This is a genomic window from Flagellimonas amphidinii (assembly GCF_013090115.1).
Lineage (GTDB): Bacteria > Bacteroidota > Bacteroidia > Flavobacteriales > Flavobacteriaceae > Flagellimonas > Flagellimonas amphidinii.
Map to the genome: position 1 here is coordinate 94670 of NZ_JABFNN010000023.1, position 16822 is coordinate 111491.

Annotated in this window: 20 protein-coding genes; 7 read left to right on the forward strand and 13 right to left on the reverse strand. The window is 37.7% G+C overall.

Annotation, left to right across the window (positions count from 1 at the left end):
• Window positions 1-10: 10 nt before the first annotated feature.
• The 5 genes from HJC33_RS03070 to HJC33_RS03090 all read right to left on the reverse strand — a co-directional run bounded on the left by HJC33_RS03070 (window position 11) and on the right by HJC33_RS03090 (window position 3711).
• The gene (locus tag HJC33_RS03070) at window positions 11-436 is read right to left on the reverse strand and encodes an Hsp20/alpha crystallin family protein (RefSeq protein ID WP_171657325.1); all 426 of its coding nucleotides are present in this window, start codon (window positions 434-436) and stop codon (window positions 11-13) included.
• 120 nt (window positions 437-556) lie between these two features.
• On the reverse strand, window positions 557-958 hold the full coding sequence (locus HJC33_RS03075) for a TerB family tellurite resistance protein (protein ID WP_171657326.1): 402 nt from the start codon (window positions 956-958) through the stop codon (window positions 557-559).
• A 115-nt stretch (window positions 959-1073) separates the two neighbouring features.
• Window positions 1074-1409, reverse strand: a complete 336-nt coding sequence (locus HJC33_RS03080; protein ID WP_171657327.1) for a hypothetical protein — start codon at window positions 1407-1409, stop codon at window positions 1074-1076.
• Window positions 1410-1745: 336 nt separating this feature from the next.
• Window positions 1746-2939: an ADP-forming succinate--CoA ligase subunit beta gene (gene sucC, locus HJC33_RS03085; protein WP_171657328.1), complete on the reverse strand. Its 1194-nt coding sequence runs from the start codon at window positions 2937-2939 to the stop codon at window positions 1746-1748.
• Window positions 2940-3072: 133 nt separating this feature from the next.
• Window positions 3073-3711: an LON peptidase substrate-binding domain-containing protein gene (locus HJC33_RS03090; RefSeq protein WP_171657329.1), complete on the reverse strand. Its 639-nt coding sequence runs from the start codon at window positions 3709-3711 to the stop codon at window positions 3073-3075.
• Window positions 3712-3867: 156 nt separating this feature from the next.
• On the opposite strand from HJC33_RS03090, the gene lysA reads away from it, so the two are divergent.
• From lysA to HJC33_RS03105, 3 genes are all read left to right on the forward strand, one after another.
• Entirely contained in the window at window positions 3868-5106 is a 1239-nt protein-coding gene (gene lysA, locus HJC33_RS03095) for a diaminopimelate decarboxylase (protein ID WP_171657330.1), read from the forward strand.
• Between the two features lies 1 nt (window position 5107).
• Entirely contained in the window at window positions 5108-5518 is a 411-nt protein-coding gene (locus HJC33_RS03100) for a DUF3995 domain-containing protein (RefSeq protein ID WP_171657331.1), read from the forward strand.
• A 71-nt stretch (window positions 5519-5589) separates the two neighbouring features.
• The gene (locus HJC33_RS03105) at window positions 5590-6105 is read left to right on the forward strand and encodes a thioredoxin family protein (RefSeq protein WP_171657332.1); all 516 of its coding nucleotides are present in this window, start codon (window positions 5590-5592) and stop codon (window positions 6103-6105) included.
• Window positions 6106-6111: 6 nt separating this feature from the next.
• On the opposite strand, the gene guaB is transcribed toward HJC33_RS03105, so the two are convergent.
• Window positions 6112-7584: an IMP dehydrogenase gene (guaB, locus tag HJC33_RS03110; RefSeq protein ID WP_171657333.1), complete on the reverse strand. Its 1473-nt coding sequence runs from the start codon at window positions 7582-7584 to the stop codon at window positions 6112-6114.
• Window positions 7585-7738: 154 nt separating this feature from the next.
• Between guaB and HJC33_RS03115 the strand changes: the two genes are divergently transcribed.
• Entirely contained in the window at window positions 7739-8089 is a 351-nt protein-coding gene (locus HJC33_RS03115; RefSeq protein ID WP_171657334.1) for a DUF6686 family protein, read from the forward strand.
• Between the two features lie 38 nt (window positions 8090-8127).
• Here the strand turns inward: HJC33_RS03115 and HJC33_RS03120 are convergent, their stop codons facing one another.
• The 7 genes from HJC33_RS03120 to HJC33_RS03150 form a co-directional block, all read right to left on the reverse strand.
• A complete protein-coding gene (locus tag HJC33_RS03120; protein WP_171657335.1) occupies window positions 8128-8619 on the reverse strand; it encodes a hypothetical protein in 492 nt (163 codons plus the stop codon).
• Window positions 8609-9154 carry an FMN-binding protein gene (locus HJC33_RS03125; protein ID WP_171657336.1) on the reverse strand — a complete coding sequence of 182 codons (546 nt, stop codon included), beginning with the start codon at window positions 9152-9154 and terminating at the stop codon, window positions 8609-8611. Before HJC33_RS03125 ends, HJC33_RS03120 begins: the two co-directional genes overlap by 11 nt.
• A gap of 81 nt (window positions 9155-9235) precedes the next feature.
• On the reverse strand, window positions 9236-10414 hold the full coding sequence (locus HJC33_RS03130; RefSeq protein ID WP_171657337.1) for a hypothetical protein: 1179 nt from the start codon (window positions 10412-10414) through the stop codon (window positions 9236-9238).
• A 137-nt stretch (window positions 10415-10551) separates the two neighbouring features.
• Entirely contained in the window at window positions 10552-11415 is an 864-nt protein-coding gene (locus HJC33_RS03135; RefSeq protein WP_171657338.1) for a hydroxymethylglutaryl-CoA lyase, read from the reverse strand.
• Window positions 11416-11436: 21 nt separating this feature from the next.
• Window positions 11437-12096, reverse strand: coding sequence for a LysE family translocator (locus HJC33_RS03140; RefSeq protein ID WP_171657339.1), 660 nt, complete (start codon window positions 12094-12096; stop codon window positions 11437-11439).
• A 4-nt stretch (window positions 12097-12100) separates the two neighbouring features.
• Window positions 12101-13141: a quinone-dependent dihydroorotate dehydrogenase gene (locus HJC33_RS03145; protein ID WP_171657340.1), complete on the reverse strand. Its 1041-nt coding sequence runs from the start codon at window positions 13139-13141 to the stop codon at window positions 12101-12103.
• Window positions 13142-13194: 53 nt separating this feature from the next.
• The gene (locus HJC33_RS03150; RefSeq protein ID WP_171657341.1) at window positions 13195-13614 is read right to left on the reverse strand and encodes a hypothetical protein; all 420 of its coding nucleotides are present in this window, start codon (window positions 13612-13614) and stop codon (window positions 13195-13197) included.
• A 99-nt stretch (window positions 13615-13713) separates the two neighbouring features.
• Here HJC33_RS03150 and pepT point away from each other — a divergent pair, with 99 nt between their 5' ends.
• The 3 genes from pepT to HJC33_RS03165 all read left to right on the forward strand — a co-directional run bounded on the left by pepT (window position 13714) and on the right by HJC33_RS03165 (window position 16769).
• Entirely contained in the window at window positions 13714-14943 is a 1230-nt protein-coding gene (gene pepT / locus HJC33_RS03155) for a peptidase T (RefSeq protein WP_171657342.1), read from the forward strand.
• A 1-nt stretch (window position 14944) separates the two neighbouring features.
• Complete coding sequence (locus HJC33_RS03160; RefSeq protein WP_171657343.1) at window positions 14945-15535, forward strand: YdeI/OmpD-associated family protein; 591 nt, start codon at window positions 14945-14947, stop codon at window positions 15533-15535.
• Between the two features lie 157 nt (window positions 15536-15692).
• On the forward strand, window positions 15693-16769 hold the full coding sequence (locus HJC33_RS03165; protein WP_171657344.1) for a toll/interleukin-1 receptor domain-containing protein: 1077 nt from the start codon (window positions 15693-15695) through the stop codon (window positions 16767-16769).
• Window positions 16770-16822: the final 53 nt, after the last annotated feature.

Genomic DNA, 16822 nt, shown 5'->3' on the forward strand with positions numbered 1-16822 from the left:
TATTTTTTTCTTATCCTATTGAAATCAACCTTTTAGGTTTAGGCAGAGCCTCTTCTCTTTTGGGTAAGAAAACTCTTAGAATTCCATCTTCGTATTTTGCATCTATCTTAGAACCATCCACAGATTCTGGAAGTGTAAAAGCTCTTTTAAATGAAGTATGAAAAAATTCCCTTCGGGTATAATTTTCTTTTGTTTCCTCGTTTTCAGATTTTGTTTCACTGGAAATGGTTAAAATATCATTGTCCACTTCTACAGTAAAATCATCCCTTTTTAAACCTGGTACAGCAAGTTCCAATTCAAAATTCTCTTTATTATCTTTAATATTGACTGCTGGCAGGGGTTTGTTCCAGTTATCTATGCCCCCAAACCAATCGGGACCCATAAAATCGTTGATCATTGATGGGAAAAACAACTTATTTCTTTTAACTAAACTCATGGTGTTTACTATTTTTTTTGTTAAACATGCGAATCACCCATACATAGTCAAATGATGTACCAACACCAAAAAACATGTCATTATGGCGTTTACTTGGTGAAAAATTATGTCAAAATGACATTAATTGTAGTGAGCCTTGAAGATATTAATAAGGACATCGGCAGGAACCACCATATCGGGATAGTTATGCATTACTTCCAAAACCTGGCCAATGGCAGCGGGCGGAAGACCCATTTTAAGTCCAATATTATACAATGTATTGATTTCTTTTTTATGTTGTTCTTGGTCAACATTCATCAATAACAATAACCTATGAAACTGTACTATGCGTTCTGCTTGGGATTTTAGAATGACTTTAGGAGACTTCTCTTTCAACAATCCTTCGAAGGTGCTTTTATCAATTCCCAAATTAGAGGCTACTTTCAATAAAAATTGATATTCAGATTGCTTAAGGGATTGGTCCACCCTTGCAAATGCAATCATTTCTGAAAGAATACTCAATTTTTCCTGATAGGCACTCATTGGTTGAGATTAGGTTATGCTTTCTTATGATAACTCCAAAAGTATACCTTTTATTACACAAGAAAACCCCGAAAATTCGGGGTTTTCTACGACTAACTCAAATAATTCCAGCTTTTTACGCTGTAAACCTAACAGGCAGAAGGTAAACACGACCTTCTTTGAATGCTTGTAATTCCACTTTTTTGTAATTCAATCTACTCTTTAAGAATCCATCCAAAATGTCTTCCTTGGTTTCCACAGAAAGCACTACCATTTCACCTTTTTTATTAACGGTAAAACGAATAGTAGCTGTCAATTCACCTGTACCAAAATCCAAAGAATTGTTTTTAAGCAATTCATGGATTTGCGAAACCAATTTCTTTTGGGGATTGATTTCGGCTTTTTCGTTCGCCTGAACCCCGATTGAAACCATTAACGCAGCAGTCAATAAAATAACACTGATTTTCTTCATGGTAATTCCGTTTTTTGATTAAAAAAATTTGATGATTAATGAACCTTTGTTTTTAATGACAGGACAAAATTAGGCGCAAATTCCCCAACTATTTTCATCAAAAAGTATCATTTAACCGAGGTTTAAATTATGTAACAATTAGCTAATATTCCACGCTTTTACGTGATGAAATATGATAACAGGAATCCTTCAACACCTTCGCGTTTATTCAAAAAATCCCGCAATCCAAGATGATGAAACACTTCAAAATGTGAAGCAGAAACCCCATATAGGTAAGAAAAACAAAAAAGGGCAACGTTAAATCAACGTTGCCCTTCTATAATTAGGTTAGAAAACTTATCCCAATACTTCTTTTACTTTATCCGCAGCTTCTTGGAATTGGACTGCAGAATGAACGGCCAAACCTGAATTATCAATAATTTCTTTGGCCAATTCAGCATTGGTTCCCTGCAAACGTACAATAATAGGTACTTTAATCGCATCTCCCATGTTTTTATAAGCATCCACAACCCCTTGCGCAACACGATCACACCTTACTATTCCACCAAAAATATTAATTAAAATAGCTTTTACATTAGGGTCTTTTAAAATAATCCGGAATGCCTCTTCAACTCTTTTGGCATCTGCCGTACCTCCAACATCCAAAAAGTTGGCAGGTTCTCCTCCGGCCATTTTAATCAAATCCATGGTAGCCATGGCCAATCCGGCACCATTCACCATACAACCAACATTACCATCCAAATCCACATAGTTCAATCCAACTTCACGAGCCTCAACTTCAATAGGATTCTCTTCGCGCAAATCACGCATTTCAGCATATGTTTTTCTTCTATACAGCGCATTGTCATCAATGGTCACCTTGGCATCAACCGCCATAATTTTATCATCAGAAGTCTTCAACACAGGGTTGATTTCAAAAAGTGTGGCATCGCTTTGTTCGTAAGCTTTGTACAAAGCGGACACAAACTTCACCATTTCCTTAAAAGCTGCTCCAGACAATCCTAGATTGAAAGCAACGCGTCTAGCTTGAAACGGCAAAAGTCCAGTACCTGGATCAATTTCTTCCGTAAAGATAAGATGTGGGGTCTTTTCCGCCACTTCCTCAATGTCCATACCACCTTCAGTTGAATACATAATCATATTCCTTCCTGAAGCACGGTTCAACAAAACGGACATATAAAATTCATTGGTTTCACTATCGCCCGGATAATACACATCCTCCGCAACCAAAACCTGATGCACTTTTTTCCCTTCAGCAGAAGTTTGGGGAGTTATCAAATTCATCCCAATAATACTTCCAGCAAGTTCTTCGACCTCCTTCAAGTTTTTGGCCAATTTTACTCCACCACCTTTTCCTCGACCTCCGGCGTGGACTTGAGCTTTGATTACATGCCAACCGGTTCCTGTTTCTTGAGTAAGTTGTTTGGCAGCGTCAACTGCTTCTTTCGCATTTCGGGCAACTATTCCACGTTGGATACGTACTCCGAAGCTTGCCAAAATTTCTTTTCCTTGATATTCGTGAAGATTCATCTATGAAGTAACTTTTGTTTGGCGACAAAAATAGAAAACGACATCGACAAAAGGAAAATGATGAGCAAGAATTATGAGGAATGCAACAGAGAATCAAAAAAATATTCAAAAGATGGCTATGCTATCCTTGAAACTAGGCATTAAAATCCTTGAAGTCCAAAGGGTCAAAATTTTTAAAATGTCCATTTTGTTCAATTATCAGCCTTGTTCTATTCACCTGTTCCAGCACCTTAATCGTGTGGTCAAGATGATTTTCAATGAACAACAAACGATCGGTCTCTTTTACAATTTGAAGCAATTCATATTCTTGCTCAAAGGAAAGACCCATTTTATGGGCCAAAGAGTAACTGTTGAATTGTTTGGGAGAAATTTTGGTAAAGGGCACTTCCATTAGATCATACAAGATTTCCACTTTATTCAAGATCTCTTTCCTCAATTCATCACTGGCATCATATACCATTTCCAAAAATTCCACATCGCCACCAGCGTATAGCTTCCCTTCCATTTGATTTTCAAATGATAGGATTTTAAATACATTTCTTGCAACGCAAACCACATCCATTTCGCCATTTTCGTATGTGGTAACAACCTCTACCAATTGCACCTCAGTACCAAATGAAAGACTATTATCAATAAACACAGGAATGCCAAATGTTGCTGCTTCTTTTCTACAATCGTTCATCAATTGCTTATAACGATCTTCAAAAATGTGCAATGGTACGGTCTCCCCTGGAAAAAAAATGGTTTGAAGTGGAAATAGAGGTAATTTCATCCTTAGAATTTGTTCTAAATTTACAATCCACTAAGCAATAGAACAACATTAGCTATTGTTATTTTTAAAACAATTTGTTATAAATGTATTAATTTGTCTTATTCGCTTGCGGAACACCCATACATAGGTTAGATTTGCTCAAAAGACCTATAAAATATGGATTCCCAAACTCTATTGAAACTTGCAAAGCAATTTGGTGCTCCACTCTATGTATATGATGCCGAAAAAATTGCTTCACAATACCAACGTTTGACCAATGCCTTTAAAGGGGTTAGCAATCTACGCCTAAACTATGCGGTCAAAGCACTGTCCAACATAAGTATTCTTCGTTTGATGAACAATTTAGGAAGCGGACTTGATACCGTTTCCATCCAAGAGGTAAAACTTGGCCTTATGGCTGGTTTTAAACCAGAATCCATTATCTACACTCCAAATGGAGTATCCTTGGAAGAAATTGAAGAAGCTGCTGCATTAGGGGTGCAAATCAACATTGATAACCTCTCTGTTTTAGAACAATTTGGAAGTAAGCATCCAGACATTCCTGTTTGTATACGCATCAATCCTCATGTGATGGCAGGGGGCAACTCTAATATTTCTGTCGGGCATATCGATTCCAAGTTTGGCATTAGCATTCATCAAATTCCACATTTACTTCGGATAGTGGAGTTGACGCAAATGAACATTAACGGCATCCATATGCATACCGGTAGCGACATCTTGGATATTGATGTTTTCCTTTATGCTTCGGAAATTTTATTTGAAACTGCCAAAAACTTTAAGAATTTAGAGTTTATTGATTTTGGAAGCGGATTCAAGGTACCTTACAAAGAGGGAGACATTCAAACCAACATTGAGGAATTAGGAAAAAAACTGACTGTTCGCTTCAACGAATTTTGCGTTGAGTACGGAAAAGAACTTACACTTGCTTTTGAACCGGGCAAATTTTTGGTAAGTGAGGCGGGGCATTTCTTGGCAAAAGTCAATGTGGTAAAACAAACCACTTCTACAGTTTTTGCAAGCGTGGATTCTGGTTTCAATCATTTGATTCGTCCAATGTTGTATGGAGCCACTCACGAAATCATCAATATTTCAAACCCCAAGGGGAAAGAACGGTATTATTCCGTTGTGGGTTATATTTGTGAAACAGATACCTTTGGCAGTAATCGCAGAATCAACGAAATATCAGAAGGGGACATCCTTTGTTTTAACAATGCTGGGGCGTACTGTTTTACCATGTCCAGCAACTATAATTCACGCTATAGACCCGCAGAGGTACTATGGCTAAAAGGAAAGCCTCATTTGATCAGAGAACGTGAAACATTTGATGATATTCTGAGAAACCAGGTGGACGTAAAAGATTTATTTAAAAAACCGAAAGCGGAAACTATAAAATAGTATGGATGTATTAGCCGTCATTATCTTCATCGTAATGATTTTTCTGGCGGCTCTTCATTTTTACTGGTCCATCTACGGAATTAAAGAACCCTCTTCACCTTCATCAATCAGTGTCAACAAAACGGTTAGGCCTCCAAATAAATTTGTGGCGGTAGTGGTTGGAGTAATTTTATTTCTCTTCGCTTTTGTCTTTATCAACAAAGTAATGGGCTATACCAATCATCCATGGCTAAAGTATCTATCCATAGGTATAGGTGTCATTTTTATACTACGCGCTTTTGGGGGGTTTAAAAATGTTGGTTCATTTAGAACTGCCAAGAACAGTAAATTTACCGCTTTAAACCCTCGTTATTATCCTCCTTTGTGTCTTTTATTTGGTGTACTTATTATCATTTTAGAGTATTTTGGCTAAATACTTTTTTGGCACAATTTTCGTTAGTTTTGTAGTGACAGCACGACGAAATCGTCATAAAAACAGGAACTATGCGCACAATTATTACCCAAATCAGCTTACTTTTTCTTCTTTTGATTGGATTGCAGGCCCAAGCCCAAAATATTGATTGGTTAACTTGGGAAGAAGCCGTAGAATTGTCCAAGACCGATGCCCAGCCCAAGAAAATTTTTATTGATGTGTACACGGATTGGTGCGGATGGTGCAAAAAAATGGACAAAGACACTTTCCAAAATCCTGAGGTTTCTGCTTATATGAAAGACAACTATTATATGGTAAAGTTGGACGCTGAAGGTAAAGACCCTATTGAGTTCCAAGGAAAAACCTTCAAGTTTGTACCTTCTGGTAGAAGAGGTTACCATGAATTTGCAGCAGCCTTATTGCAAGGCAAAATGAGCTATCCAACAGTTGTTTTCTTGGATGAAGACCTCAAAATGCTTTCACCTGTTCCCGGTTATCAAAAAGTCAAGCCCTTTTTACAGATTGCCAAATACTTTGGAGATAATATCTATAAGGACAAAGACTGGGAGACTTACGCAGGTAAATAAATTCAGTTACCTACTATAATTTGGACTTTCTTTGGTAATTGTAACATCATGAGGGTGGCTCTCGTTGATTCCACTCGCTGTTATTTTTACAAAACGCCCGGTTTCCTTTAGGGATTCAATGTCTTTTGCTCCGCAATAACCCATTCCTGCTCTGAGACCTCCAATAAACTGATGCATACTTTCATACAGTTCTCCTTTATAAGGTACACGACCAACAATTCCTTCTGGAACCAATTTTTTAATGTCATCTTCCACATCTTGAAAGTATCTGTCCTTACTCCCCTCTTTCATAGCCTCCACGGAACCCATTCCACGATAAGATTTAAATTTTCTACCTTCATATATGATGGTTTCTCCTGGAGATTCTTTAGTTCCCGCCAATAATGACCCCAACATTACAGTATCGGCTCCAGCAGCTATAGCTTTTGGAATATCACCAGTATATCTAATTCCACCATCTGCAATAACAGGAACTCCAGAACCTTTAATAGCTGCAGCCACTTCTAAAACAGCAGAAAACTGGGGAAAACCTACACCTGCCACAACTCGGGTGGTACAAATGGAACCAGGACCGATACCAACCTTGACCGCATCTGCACCAGCTTCTACCAAATATTTGGCAGCCTCACCGGTTGCTATGTTTCCAACAACCACTTCAAGATCGGGGTAATTCTTTTTTACCTCTTTCAAAATGCTAACCACTCCTTTGGTGTGTCCATGTGCAGTATCAATAACAATGGCATCAACACCTGCATTGACCAAAGCCCCTGCCCTTTCCACAGCATCTGGGGTGACTCCAATGGCAGCAGCAACGCGCAAACGTCCATATTTATCTTTATTGGCGATGGGTTTCTGGGTAAGTTTGGTGATATCACGAAATGTAATCAACCCTACCAAGGTATAATCGTCATTAACAACAGGGAGTTTTTCTATTTTGTTTTTCTGAAGGATTACTTCAGCCTCAGTCAAGGAAGTGCCTTCACTAACCGTAACTAGATTTTCAGAAGTCATGACCTCTTCAATGGGGCGATCATCATTTTTTTCGAAACGCAAATCACGATTGGTAACTATTCCAATCAATTTTTTATCTGCATCCACGATAGGAATTCCACCAATACTATGTTCTTTCATATTGGCCTTAGCATCTCGTACCACAGATTCCAAAGGAAGTGTAACAGGATCCATGATCATTCCACTTTCAGCACGTTTCACCTTTCTAACTTTTATGGCCTGTTGTTCCATCGTCATGTTCTTATGCAAAACCCCTATTCCGCCTTCACGCGCCATGGCAATTGCCATCCGGGACTCTGTGACGGTATCCATCGCTGCTGATACAATGGGCACATTGATACTAATGTTTCGGGTAAATTTTGATTGAATACTGACTTCTCTAGGAAGTATTTCGGAATAAGCGGGCACAAGAAGTACATCATCATAAGTGAGTCCTTCGCCGACAATTTTATTGAGGTGGGCTTCCATTGCAATTACGGATTAATTGCGTGCAAATATACCACTATTTTAATTCAATTATCCAATTACCAATTACTCTTTGAATACTACTATGAGAAGTTATTTATTTTTATTTAGACTTATTATAAATAATTAATATCTTTAGGGCTAGAATTAGATAATTATGTGCAATCCACTAACTATTGTCAACCAATCCAGAAATGGTGTTTTAACATTCTGTAATCGCAGCAAGCTTTTTCAATTGATTTTTAACAACCTCTGTTTTGAACTGTACGAATGGGAATTGGAAGCATTTACGGAACACCTGAAAAAACTGGACATTCCTTATTGGGAGCAAAAAATGAGTGACTGGACCAACAAGCGTAAAATTCCAATATCTGTCGGTAAAGATCATTTCATCATATTGGTAAATAAAGAAGAGATTTACGAAATGCTGCAACTCATTTCTTTTGAAACCCTCAATTTTGAGTTATTGAATCACAAGGATATCAATTACCGCTTTATAGAAAATTAGGTTCTGATTATAAAAGTACTTACCTAGTGGTTTTTATGCTATCTAGTTGGTTTGAAGCAATTCAAAAGTACCAAAGCTGCTGAAAAAGTGTAAGTGAGGGTCATGAGAATGCCTGAAAAAACAACGACATACTTGAACCATGTGATTCCCATCCACATGAGATAAATTCCCCCAAAGGTCAGTATTACCGAAAGGAAGGGTTCTATGGTCAAAAAATATTTCCATTTTTTAGGGAACCTGCTTATCCAGACCAATCCGCCCAACAAAAAAAAGATTAAGGACATGGAAAGTATATGTGTGTGTACAATGGTTAGCATTTCCCTGTCCCCTTTTTTAAATTTCATTACAGTAGCTTCCACATCATCTTCATTCCCCAGATAATTTTCCTCTACCCCTGCTGGGGAAGTAGCCTCTGTTTGTTTTACAAAGAGTAGTCCAGTATAAAATCCAACAGAAAGAATCACTACAAATGTGGCTATAAAAAGCCGTATTTCTTTGGGGAGGGTGGTCAATAAACCGTTATAGACCATCGCTGCTGAATTGTCCTTCAGTCTGAAGTATTCCTATAGTCTGAAAAAGATTATCCATTGCTCTGGTCATGGAATTTACAGAAATAGTTGCTCCGGAAATTGCATCTATATTTGTCTCGCTGCTAACGCGATCACCTCCGGTTTTTCCCAAAAACTGTTTTAACCATCGCTTACTTCCTATTTCACCACCATATTCTTCCCGATAAATCAAAACCTTTGTATTCACTACTTTAAGATTTTTATCAAATAACACCAAATAATCAAACTTTGCTGTTTTACTAGGAGCTTGGTCAACAAAAGCATATCCCAGAAGAGATTCACCTTGAAGAATCTGAAATAGATTATTTTCAGAAATTTTGGTAGGCAGTTGTGCGTTGACTTCCTTAGAAACAAGAATTGGATCCATGGTAAAATCTGCCACTTCAAAAGTTTTTTCAACTTCTTTCAGCACTCTTTTGTTAACTCCTTTTGGGATTCCAAACCCAAAAAAAACAAGAGCAACAAGAGCTAGGCTGTATGGCTTTACCATTTTCATCTTCCAAATATATTAATTTAGACTTATTAGGAATAAAAACAATTCTGATTTTCTCTTATCAAATCAAAAATTGAGCATTGATTAAAACCAAACTCCTATGCCAAAATTGAGTCGGTCTGTCACATCCCCACTATCCAAAGCATTACTTCTAAACTGATAATCCCCTTTTACGACAACCCCTGGTGCAATATGGTAGGTTAACCCAGTGGTAACATCCGTACGGTCATAAGCCTCATTTTCCACTAAACTTCCATCTGTATCTGCATGAGTGTTATAGGTTTCATATCTAGCGAAAGCAAATAATTTTTGTCTTTTTCCAGCGGGAAGCACATTATAGGCTCCTTCTAAATACCAGCCTTGCAAGGCACTGCCCAAATCTCTTCCCGTCAAATTATTGTAATCCTCCGTATCAGCTAAAGAAGCATGTATAAATTGTCCTCTGGCGGTAAATTTTTGGTAGGCGTAACGAGCATCCAATCCAATCATGGCAATACCGATATCAGCACCGTCAAATTCTTCAACATCGTCATCAGCCTGCGTACGACCAAAATAAGTGGAAAAGCCCAATCGAAGTCCAGGAATGCCATAATAATCCAACTTAGTGGATAGGTTTGGCTGGTCTATGGTAGATCTTATCCCTTTTTGTCTTCCACTTCTTAATCCATTTGAACCTCTTAAAATCCCTGTTACACCACCTTCTCCATCAGATTCAGAAGATTTAAAACCATTGAAAAGGTAAGCTTGGTATCCTAAGGAAATGGAATTGAACCTTCCAGTGACACCAACCCCCAATTCCCTCCAAGTGGTAGGCACAATTACGTTGTCCAAGGTAGGTCTCTCTGTACCATTGAACGTAGTGGGTTCATGAAATTCATTGATGATTCCCATAGGAACCAACATCAATCCTCCTCGAATATTAAAATTTGGTGCAGCATTATAATTGACAAAAGCTTGCTCCACAAAGACTTCCTCTACGTGCTCAAATTCAATCTCAGTAACAAACTGTGTCCGATCATCAAATCGATATCCAAAAAGAACAACCAGCCTTTGCACATCCAATTCACCATTTTCACCTTCTGGTTGATTGTAGAGCATTTCCCCATATGCACCCACTGTAACAGCGGAGGCATAATTTCCAGAGAGTAACCGTTGGGCAGCATTCAACTGTTTTTGTGGATCTAACTGGATTGAATCTGTCTTGGTCTGTGCATAAAATACCGTTGAAAAAAGTAATGCAAGAGAAAGAAAAAGATGCTTCATGAGCGAACTATGCTATTTATATTAGGATTAAATAAGGCGCGCAAATATATTTCCCTCTTTGTAAGTCACCAAATTTATTTAGACTTGATTTAAATACAATTTAAAATTTAACACTTAGGTAATCTGCCGTTAAACGTCTAATGATAAACTGTGAAAAGTTCGGTAGCTTTATTGTAGGCAGCTTCAAATACCATCCAGTTAACTCCAGTATCCACCTTGTTAGAAGTAAAATAGGACAACATTTTTTCTGTTGGCATGTTGCCAGTCAGCTCATCCTTAGCCATGGGACATCCTCCAAAACCTTGCACCGCTCCATCAAAACGCCTACAACCAGCCTTATGGGCCACATCTACTTTTTCATGCCATTTGGCAGGTGTTGTATGGAGATGTGCCCCAAATTCTATGTGAGGATATTTAGGTATCAAATTTGAAAATAAATAATCTATCACTTCAGGGGTAGAGCTCCCAATGGTATCAGAAAGGGAAAGAATCTTGGTTCCCATAGCTGCCAATTTTTCCGTCCACTCCCCTACTATATCCACATCCCATGGGTCCCCGTAAGGATTACCAAACCCCATGGAAATATAGGTAACCACTTCCTTTCCATTAGCATCTGCTATTTCCAAAATACCCTTTAGGGTATCCACTGATTGTGCAATAGTTTTATGGGTATTCCGCATTTGAAAGTTTTCAGAAATAGAAAAAGGAAACCCTAAATAATCAATGGCTCCATGCTGGCAAGCGTCCTGAGCTCCTCTAATATTTGCCACAATAGCCAATAGTTTGCTTTTGGTTTTGGACAAATCCAATTGAGCGAGCACATCTGCCGTATCCTGCATTTGCGGGATAGCCTTAGGGGACACAAAACTGCCAAAATCCAAAGTATCAAACCCGCATCCTAAAAGCGATTGTATATACCGTACTTTTTCCTTGGTGGGAATAAAGGTCTTTATGCCTTGCATGGCATCCCTGGGACATTCTATTAGTTTGACTTTTGACATAGACTGACCGTAAAATTACCATTATTTCTCCGATAGAAGTAAGTAACCGGCAATCCCCAGAAAAACAAATATTTGAAGCCATTTGAGATACAATCCTGCTTTGGGGTATTTTGTAAGATAGTTGGAAATGTATCCCGCCAGTACAGCTATCAACCCAAAAATCACAAAGGCAGTCACCATAAAAATAAGGCCCAGCACATAAAACTGAGCAACTGTACTTATTTCCTTGCTAAATAAAAAACCAGGAAAGAAAGCTAGAAAGAAAATAGTGACCTTAGGATTAAGCACATTCATGGTAAAACCTATCCGGAATAGTTGAGATACACTTTTTGAGGGACTTTTTTCTTTATCCAATAGAATGGAAGCATCACTTTGGTAAATCTTATAGGCTAAATACAGCAGATAAAGTGCTCCAAACAATTTTATGGCAAAAAATAAGGTATCACTTCTTTTGATCACTTCTGAAACACCAAAGGCCAGTAAAGTAGTGTGCACCAAACAACCGCTCACTAATCCCATAACAGTTGCCAATCCAGATTTTATCCCATTGGAAATACTTTGGGTCAATACAAAAATATTATCGGGTCCAGGAGAGATGGCCAATGCAGCTGAAGCAACAAAAAACCCAACTAGCACTGGGTAATTGATGATTTCAGCTTGTTGAACAAATAAAATATGCATGTTGTTAGGACATCCGTGCTAAAATGGCCTTGTTGATTTTTTTGATAAGTCCCGGTCCTTCATAAATGAAGCCTGTGTACAATTGCACCAAATCAGCACCAGCATCCAACTTTTCCAAAGCATCTTCAGGGGTATGTATACCTCCTACTCCAATGATTGGAAAGGCCTTTTTGCTTTTTTCAGCTAAAAACCGAATAACTTCTGTACTTCTATTCTTCAAAGGTTTTCCACTAAGACCCCCCTTTTCCTCAGTTAAAATGAGATGAGATTTCAATTCTTTTCTAGAAATGGTGGTATTGGTGGCTATTACACCATCAATCTTTGTTTCTTTTATTATACTTATGATATCTAACAGCTGATCATTGCTCAAATCCGGAGCAATTTTCAACAAGATGGGCTTTTCCTTGAGTTGCAGTTTCTTGGCCAATTTCCCGTTTTGGCTTTTAAGTTTTTTCAAAAGCTTGGACAAAGGCTCCTTATCCTGAAGCTCTCTGAGTCCGGGCGTATTGGGCGAACTTACATTGACCACAAAATAATCCACATACTCAAACAGTGCCTCAAAACAAATAAGATAATCTTTGATGGCATCTTTATTGGACGTTATTTTATTTTTCCCAATATTTCCCCCTACAATTACACGATGCTTTTTTTGCAGTTGGTCCACCGCCTCAAAAACCCCTTGGTTATTGAATCCCATTCGGTTGATGATAGCCTCATCTTCCAACAACCTAAAAAGTCTCTTTTTGGGATTCCCCTCTTGTGGTTTAGGCGTTAAAGTTCCTATTTCCACAAATCCGAAGCCAAAATCTGAAAACTCATTGTACAACTTGGCATCCTTATCAAATCCTGCAGCCAAACCTACTGGATTTTTAAATTTTACTCCAAAAACCTCTTTTTCCAATCTAGGATCATTGATTTCAAAAGCTTTGCGAAAAAGACGATTCAACCCAAATTTTGAAAACGTTCTTATAGCTTCAAAGGAAAAATGATGAGCAGTTTCAGCATCAAGCAAAAAAAGAAGCGGGCGAATGAGGAATTTGTACATCCAAAAAATTTTGACAAAAATATAAACTCTTAATACAGCATGTAAGAAATTGACTATTTTTCGTTGACTGACCCATCTACATAAATAGGGGTCAATGTAAGTTGTCCACAAAGTTTAAGATAGAATTCATACTGTTTTTCATTTAAAATGGAAAGCATTCTTTTGTCAATCATTCTTGCATTTTGTCTCATACTATCCAAAATGTTTTTATACTCACGTGAAAATGTCATTAAAACTTCAGGAGAGCTTTCTTTATGTTTCTTAAGCATATAGTTGGCTTTATCTTTTAAAATATTATTTCGCACCTTAAGCTCTGCACTCCAGTTCCTTAAACTTTCCTTCTGTTCTTCACTTAGCTGAAATACCTCAGCAATTGTATCGTCATTTGTTCCTCCCACACCCAAAAGACATTCGGTTTGGGAGAATCCAAAATAAGTAAAGCATAGGAATAAACAGAGGAGTGGTTTTTTCAATAGTGTTGGTTTTAGGCGCGAGCGAAATATATGCCTTCGAAACTGGTTTTAGACAAAATCACGACCGAATAAGCATTATTTTTGATGAAACGCACTTTTATGGAAAAACTACTACCCCGCTTTCTTGAATATGTTGCTATGGATACTCAAAGCGACCCCTACTCTAAAACAACTCCTAGTACCGATAAACAATGGTCTTTGGCCAAAAAATTGGTCATGGAACTTCACCAAATAGGAATGCAAGAGGTTTCTATAGATGAAAATGCCTATATCATGGCAACCTTGCCCTCAAACATGGATAAAAAAGTTCCAGTTATAGGATTTATTGCCCATATGGACACTTCTCCTGATTTTTCAGGAAAAAATGTAAATCCACAAATTGTGGAAAACTATAACGGAAAGGACATTACACTCAACAAATCCAAGAATATTGTACTTTCTCCAGATTATTTTGAGGATTTGTTACAGTACCAAGGTCAAACTTTAATCACCACTGATGGAACCACACTTTTGGGTGCAGATGATAAAGCTGGAGTCGCAGAAATCGTATCTGCTATGGAATATTTGATAGAGCACCCAGAAATAAAGCGCGGTAAAATCAGAATTGCTTTTACCCCGGATGAAGAAATTGGTCGGGGGGCACACAAATTTGACGTTGAAAAATTTGGAGCTGAATGGGCCTATACCATGGACGGAAGCCAAATAGGTGAACTAGAATATGAGAACTTTAATGCGGCCAGTGCCAAAATAACCGTGCATGGTAAAAGTGTACATCCTGGCTACGCTAAAGGAAAAATGGTCAATGCTATTGGAATAGCCAATGAATTCTTGACTTTGCTGCCCCAACAAGAAGTTCCTGAAAAAACTTCCGGTCGAGAAGGCTTTTTTCATGTGCACAAACTTAAAGGGGTAATTGAAAAAGCTGAAATTGAATTGATCATTCGTGATCACGATGCAGGTCACTTTGAAGCCAGAAAACAGCTCTTACAGGACATCATTCAAAAACTGACCAAAAAACATGGAGATTACTTTGTTCTAGACATTAAAGATCAATATAGCAACATGCGGGAGAAAGTGGAACCTGTTTTCCATATTGTTGAAATTGCCAAAGATGCCATGGAAGCTGTGGGTATTGAACCAATCATAAAACCTATAAGGGGTGGCACAGACGGTTCCCAGTTAAGTTTTATGGGATTACCGTGTCCCAATATTTTTGCTGGAGGACATAATTTTCACGGAAAGTATGAGTATATTCCATTGGAAAGCATGCAAAAAGCGGTTGAGGTCATTGTTAAAATCTGTGAGCTCACCGCCACCCAAATAAAGTAATATGGAAAAAACAGCAAAACTTGAAGCGTATTACCAAAAGGAGCATCCATTTAAGGATGGCATAGCACTGTTAAGAAGTCTGGCCCTTAAAACAGAAAGCAAGGAAGATTACAAATGGAATTTCCCTGTCTACACGGTCGACAATAAAAATGTATTTGGTATTTGCAGGTTCAAAAACCATTTTGGTCTTTGGTTTTTTAATGGAGTTTTTCTGAAAGACCCTAAAAAAGTATTGCAAAATGCACAAGAAGGAAAAACCAAAGGCATGCGCCACTGGAAGTTCTATAGCATTGAAGAGATTGAAGTAAACGACGTATTGGATTACATACATGAATCCATACAAAACCAAAAAGAAGGCAAGGAAATTAAGATTAAAAAAGACACAAATACTGAAACACCACAACTTCTTCAGGACCAATTGGTCCAAAATGAATCTTTAAAAAGTGCTTTTGAAAGCTTTTCTCCCTACAAACAAAAAGAGTTCAGCAAATACATTGCTTCGGCCAAACAAGAACAAACAAAAATCAAAAGATTAGCAAAAATCATCCCTATGATCAAAAAGGGGATTGGGCTTAATGATGCATATCGATAAATATGGACACCCATCAATCCAATGGGCTACTTCACCAATTAAACCTGCATTTTTAAGCCAAAAAACCCTAACTTCACTTATCGTAGGATATAACTCATTAAAACGATTCATATCCTTTTAGTTGTGTCCAATTATAAGACTTTCTAAATCTTAGTTAATGCACATTTTCCTTAGTTATTCTCGAAAAAACCAAAATACTTGTGAAGCGCTCCGTCTAGTTCTGGATACTCTTGGAATTAAAGTCTGGATGGATACTGGAGATTTAACCCCTGGAACAAGCGGTTGGGATAATGAAATTAGGTTAGCCATTAGCAATTCATTTTTTGTTTTTGTTCTTTGTGCACCGGATGTCCCTGATTCGGAATATGTAAGGATCGAATTAGAATTATCCAAGGCCAAGAACAAGAGAATTATTCCAATTTGGGTGGATGGTGAAAATTGGATTGAATGTTCCCCCAGTAGCATAGCGTTAAATCAATATATAGACCTTAGAAAAAGGAATAGACAGAAAGGGTTTCAATTAATAATAGATAGTTTGAAAACGGAATTATCCAAACTTCAGGACAATCAGTTGACAACTGAACAACTTTGGACTCACTATAAAATTTCATGGAATAACAAAAGACTTCTTTTAAATCGCTTTAGATTCACAACTGTTTCTCAAGTTTTGCATGAGGTGTATATCAACTTGTTAATTGACGACTTCCCTCCATACTCTTACGGACTTAATTGGGCTTTGGAAATAGGTCCTAGAGGTAGAAAATCTGAAGGAGGTGGGGATTACCCTCTATTTGCACTTCCTGCAGAGTGGATAAACTCTCCATTTACAAAAGCATCTGAAGTAGATGAATCTTGGTATTCCAAAAATTCAGTTACCGTATTTGGGTTTATGAATTTTGAAATGACTCCAATCGATCTAACTGCTTATCGGAGTAACGAAGAATATAACCATGGCCAAAGAATAGTTAGAGACCAATTCGTAGGCTTCAAAACTTTTCATAAAAACATGAGACATATTTCTTCAAGAATTCATCCCAAAACATTGTCTTACGTTCTCACTGGAAAAAATAAAAAAAGTGATAGTATCTCAAAGGCATTCGCATTCTTTAAAACTCAGGAACCTGTTTTTGAAGGAATTATTGGTTACAGCACATACTTCACTAGAAACTCTGAGTTTCCTAGGATAATAAGTGAAGAACACCAAATAGGAACTGGCAGGTCCTCATTCTATTAGAAGTTAATTTTGCTTGATAAGTAACTAGACACAACAATCGATAAGTGAATCTC

What these genes read in the sequence shown, in the direction of transcription:
- HJC33_RS03130 (WP_171657337.1), bottom strand. Translation starts at nt 10,414, where the DNA reads ATGAAGCATCTTTTTCTTTCTCTTGCATTACTTTTTTCAACGGTATTT.
- lysA (WP_171657330.1), top strand. Translation starts at nt 3,868, where the DNA reads ATGGATTCCCAAACTCTATTGAAACTTGCAAAGCAATTTGGTGCTCCA.
- pepT (WP_171657342.1), top strand. Translation starts at nt 13,714, where the DNA reads ATGGAAAAACTACTACCCCGCTTTCTTGAATATGTTGCTATGGATACT.
- HJC33_RS03115 (WP_171657334.1), top strand. Translation starts at nt 7,739, where the DNA reads ATGTGCAATCCACTAACTATTGTCAACCAATCCAGAAATGGTGTTTTA.
- HJC33_RS03090 (WP_171657329.1), bottom strand. Translation starts at nt 3,711, where the DNA reads ATGAAATTACCTCTATTTCCACTTCAAACCATTTTTTTTCCAGGGGAG.
- HJC33_RS03100 (WP_171657331.1), top strand. Translation starts at nt 5,108, where the DNA reads ATGGATGTATTAGCCGTCATTATCTTCATCGTAATGATTTTTCTGGCG.
- HJC33_RS03145 (WP_171657340.1), bottom strand. Translation starts at nt 13,141, where the DNA reads ATGTACAAATTCCTCATTCGCCCGCTTCTTTTTTTGCTTGATGCTGAA.
- HJC33_RS03135 (WP_171657338.1), bottom strand. Translation starts at nt 11,415, where the DNA reads ATGTCAAAAGTCAAACTAATAGAATGTCCCAGGGATGCCATGCAAGGC.
- sucC (WP_171657328.1), bottom strand. Translation starts at nt 2,939, where the DNA reads ATGAATCTTCACGAATATCAAGGAAAAGAAATTTTGGCAAGCTTCGGA.
- HJC33_RS03075 (WP_171657326.1), bottom strand. Translation starts at nt 958, where the DNA reads ATGAGTGCCTATCAGGAAAAATTGAGTATTCTTTCAGAAATGATTGCA.
- HJC33_RS03140 (WP_171657339.1), bottom strand. Translation starts at nt 12,096, where the DNA reads ATGCATATTTTATTTGTTCAACAAGCTGAAATCATCAATTACCCAGTG.
- HJC33_RS03165 (WP_171657344.1), top strand. Translation starts at nt 15,693, where the DNA reads ATGCACATTTTCCTTAGTTATTCTCGAAAAAACCAAAATACTTGTGAA.
- guaB (WP_171657333.1), bottom strand. Translation starts at nt 7,584, where the DNA reads ATGGAAGCCCACCTCAATAAAATTGTCGGCGAAGGACTCACTTATGAT.
- HJC33_RS03080 (WP_171657327.1), bottom strand. Translation starts at nt 1,409, where the DNA reads ATGAAGAAAATCAGTGTTATTTTATTGACTGCTGCGTTAATGGTTTCA.
- HJC33_RS03120 (WP_171657335.1), bottom strand. Translation starts at nt 8,619, where the DNA reads ATGGTCTATAACGGTTTATTGACCACCCTCCCCAAAGAAATACGGCTT.
- HJC33_RS03070 (WP_171657325.1), bottom strand. Translation starts at nt 436, where the DNA reads ATGAGTTTAGTTAAAAGAAATAAGTTGTTTTTCCCATCAATGATCAAC.
- HJC33_RS03125 (WP_171657336.1), bottom strand. Translation starts at nt 9,154, where the DNA reads ATGAAAATGGTAAAGCCATACAGCCTAGCTCTTGTTGCTCTTGTTTTT.
- HJC33_RS03105 (WP_171657332.1), top strand. Translation starts at nt 5,590, where the DNA reads ATGCGCACAATTATTACCCAAATCAGCTTACTTTTTCTTCTTTTGATT.
- HJC33_RS03160 (WP_171657343.1), top strand. Translation starts at nt 14,945, where the DNA reads ATGGAAAAAACAGCAAAACTTGAAGCGTATTACCAAAAGGAGCATCCA.